Raw genomic sequence first — 2,398 nt, forward strand, 5'->3', positions numbered from 1 at the left:
TATTAATCGTATCAGTAATGAACCTCAAACTATTGGAGGATTGTTTAAAGATTTAGAGTGTGAACTCTCAACTTTGGCTATTGCTATGAAAACTTTCATTGCTATTCTTGAGGAAGTAGCTAAAATTGATGATATTGTAAACAGAAATGAAGATTTAACCTCTATTATCAGTGTCTTGCAGGATATTACACAGAAAATGCTTGGATTTAGGTGCGAAAGTTAAGAAACTAAACTTGATGGTGAAAAAGCTATGCAAGATATAAATCCTTTAAACTCTATAATCATTAGAACTTCATGGGTATATAGTAGTTTCGGAGCTAACTTTGTAAAAACAATGCTGTGTTTAGGCAAAGAAAGAGATTCTCTCGGTGTAATATTTGACCAAGTAGGAACTCCAACTTATGCGAGAGATTTAGCTAGGGCTATACTTGAAATTATTTCTAAGATTGGTGAGGTTAAGAGCGGTGAGGCTCAGAGTGGAGAACGCCACGGGTTAGCGTTCCTAGAAGCCACACATCCGAAGAGCAGTTCACCTGGATGTGCTGCTTCAGCTGCACCTAGTGATGTCCAAATATACAACTACTCAAATGAAGGCGTTCTAAGCTGGTATGACTTCGCTAAAGAGATTATGAGAATGGCTAAGATAGATTGTCAAATAAACCCTATTGAAACCAAAGAATACCCAACACCTGCCAAACGACCACACTATAGTCTACTAAATAAATCAAAAATAAAAGAAGAGTTTGATATAATGATTCCATATTGGAAAGATTCACTTGCTGAGTGTTTAACTGTTATGGGAGAGAGAGAATGATAAATATTGAAGAGTTAAAACCACTTATAGTAGAAAATCTTAGTTCTCTAAATCCAAATCAAATTATTCTTTTTGGAAGTTATGCTTATGGAACTCCAAATGAAGATAGTGATATAGATTTATATGTGGTTACAAATGACGATTTTATACCACAAAGCTGGAAAGAAAAGCATAGTATTTCTCAAAAAGTTTCACAAAGATTAAAAGACATCTGTGAACAATATCCAACAGACATAATAACACACACAAAAGCAATGCATAAAAAATTTGTAGAGATGGATAGTATGTTTAGTAGAAAGATATTAAATCAAGGCATCAAACTATTATGAAAGTAATCTCAAAAGAGTGGTTAAAGGCTTCAAGAGATGATATGTTAATAATTGAACAAATCATAAATATAGAACATCTTACACACATGGTCGCTTTTCATGCTCAGCAAGCAATTGAAAAGAGTCTTAAAGCATTAATAGAAGAGTATGAAATAGATATTCCTAAAATTCATAAGCTTATAAGGTTAAAGAAAATATTGTCAGATAAGCTAACTATAGAAAATGATGAACTTTTAGCAAATCTTGATGAGTTGTATATAGATTCAAGATACCCTGGTGATATGGGGCTACTTCCAAATGGTAAGCCTACTCTTGCAGACGCTCAAGAATTTTATGACTTTGCAAAGGAAATCTTTAGTAAAGTTTGTAATATATTAGAAATAGACAAGGAAGATATCATCAATGCAAAAAGCTAAAAACATACTACTAACAGGAGCAGCAGGCTTTATAGGGTCTAACTTTGTACCATACTTTTTAGAGAAGTATCCAGAGTACAACTTAATAAACCTAGACCTATTAACATACGCAGGTAACTTAGAAAATCTAAAAGAGTGTGAATCTAACCCAAGATACAAGTTCATAAAAGGTGACATCTGTAACCGTGAACTTGTAGAGTTTATATTTACTGAGTATGACATCAACGGTGTTATTCACTTCGCGGCAGAGTCTCATGTAGATAATAGCATCAAAAATCCTGGCGTATTTATAGAAACAAATGTAAATGGAACTTTTACTCTTATAGATGTTGCAAGAGCATACTGGATGAATAAACCATTTGAGTATAAAGAAGATTATAATAACTGTAGATTTCACCATATCTCAACAGATGAAGTATACGGAACTCTTAATGAGACTGATCTCTTCACAGAAGAAACACCATATGCACCTAACTCTCCATACTCAGCTTCTAAAGCAAGTAGCGATATGATAGTTAGAAGTTACCAAGAGACATACGGAATGAATACAGTTATAACTAACTGCTCAAACAACTATGGTCCAAAACAACATGATGAGAAACTAATTCCAACTATTATTAGAAAAGCTTTAGCTGGAGAAAGCATTCCCATTTATGGTGATGGTAAGAACATTAGAGATTGGTTATATGTACTTGATCATTGTAAAGGTATAGATTTAGTCTACCATACAGGTAAAGAAGCTAATGTGTATAATATCGGTGGAAGAAATGAGAGAACTAATCTTCAGATAGTTGATGCTATATGTACTATACTTGATGAAAAAGTTCCATCAAAAAACA

The 2,398-nt window shown here is 33.3% G+C and carries 4 protein-coding genes and 1 pseudogene; all 5 read left to right on the forward strand.

The window, feature by feature from the left end; genetic code table 11:
• A partial coding sequence (locus HOG88_RS04295; protein ID WP_295003579.1) for a hypothetical protein occupies positions 1-223 on the forward strand: 223 nt, incomplete at its 5' end.
• A gap of 3 nt (positions 224-226) precedes the next feature.
• Positions 227-814 (forward strand): annotated as a pseudogene (locus HOG88_RS04300) (NAD(P)-dependent oxidoreductase); the annotation flags it as partial.
• A complete protein-coding gene (locus HOG88_RS04305) occupies positions 811-1,143 on the forward strand; it encodes a nucleotidyltransferase domain-containing protein (RefSeq protein ID WP_295003581.1) in 333 nt (110 codons plus the stop codon). The pseudogene HOG88_RS04300 and the gene HOG88_RS04305, both read left to right, overlap by 4 nt.
• Positions 1,140-1,559, forward strand: coding sequence for a HEPN domain-containing protein (locus tag HOG88_RS04310; protein ID WP_295003585.1), 420 nt, complete (start codon positions 1,140-1,142; stop codon positions 1,557-1,559). Before HOG88_RS04305 ends, HOG88_RS04310 begins: the two co-directional genes overlap by 4 nt.
• The coding region (rfbB, locus tag HOG88_RS04315; protein ID WP_295003586.1) for a dTDP-glucose 4,6-dehydratase at positions 1,546-2,398 on the forward strand (853 nt) is incomplete at its 3' end. The genes HOG88_RS04310 and rfbB, both read left to right, overlap by 14 nt.

Source organism: Sulfurimonas sp. (genome assembly GCF_018698455.1).
In the GTDB taxonomy this organism is placed as follows: domain Bacteria; phylum Campylobacterota; class Campylobacteria; order Campylobacterales; family Sulfurimonadaceae; genus Sulfurimonas.

Bases quoted from the DNA above. Each gene is read 5' to 3' on its own strand.
- HOG88_RS04305 (WP_295003581.1), top strand. From the start codon at position 811: ATGATAAATATTGAAGAGTTAAAACCACTTATAGTAGAAAATCTTAGT.
- HOG88_RS04310 (WP_295003585.1), top strand. From the start codon at position 1,140: ATGAAAGTAATCTCAAAAGAGTGGTTAAAGGCTTCAAGAGATGATATG.